Annotated in this window: 2 protein-coding genes; both read left to right on the top strand. The window is 42.9% G+C overall.

Annotated elements, in window-relative coordinates; all coding sequences use genetic code 11:
- On the top strand, positions 1 to 207 hold a 207-nt coding region (locus R7Z50_RS26600), incomplete at its 5' end, for a DUF1904 family protein (RefSeq protein WP_318149624.1).
- 12 nt (positions 208 to 219) lie between these two features.
- A partial coding sequence (locus R7Z50_RS26595) for a penicillin-insensitive murein endopeptidase (RefSeq protein ID WP_318149625.1) occupies positions 220 to 783 on the top strand: 564 nt, incomplete at its 3' end.

Here is a 783-nt window from a genome sequence, read left to right as displayed (position 1 = left end):
ACAACTTTCTTTAGTGAGGGCGAGGTAAGTCCTGCTTATCCTTTTGTTGAAGTTTTGTGGTTTGATCGAGGACAAGAGACCCAAGACAAGGTGGCGAAAGTAATTACACAACAAGTTCGTGGTGTAGTCGGTGAAGATATTGATGTAGCAGTCATTTTTTCTGCACTATCGCCAAATGCCTACTATGATAATGGTGAACATTACTAAAGGGGATGTATGATGCGGCTGAGTCTTTCTTTTTATTTCAGTTTATTTGTCTCAGCTCCTCTTTATGCTACGCCATGGGAGCAAGTTAGTGCTCCCACTCATAATATGTCCTCTTCTATTGGTAGTTACGCGAATGGCTGCTTAGATGGGGCTTCCCCGCTGCCTTTAGAAGGTACAGGTTATCAAGTGTTACGTAGTCGAACGAATCGCTACTATGGGCACCCTAACACTATAGATTTTGTTGAAAGCCTAGCTTTAAAGGCGAATCAAAAGTTAAAAACTACTTTACTAATTGGCGACCTTTCTTTACCTCGTGGCGGCCGTTTTTCATCTGGTCATTCAAGCCATCAAACGGGGCTGGATATTGATATCTGGTTGCGTTTAGCTGACTATCCTCTCTCCTATAACGAACTTCAATTGCCGAAACCGATGAGTGTGGTTGATCTGCAAGACTACTCGATATTAAATCATCGATGGGATAAGAGGCATTTTGAACTCATCCGTTATGCTGCTAAGAGCGATGAGGTGGCTCGTATCTTTGTTCACCCTGTTATCAAGGAGCAATTGTGTGCTCAG

Source organism: Vibrio sp. 1249-1, assembly GCF_033340495.1.
This window is presented reverse-complemented; position numbering and strand designations above follow the sequence as displayed.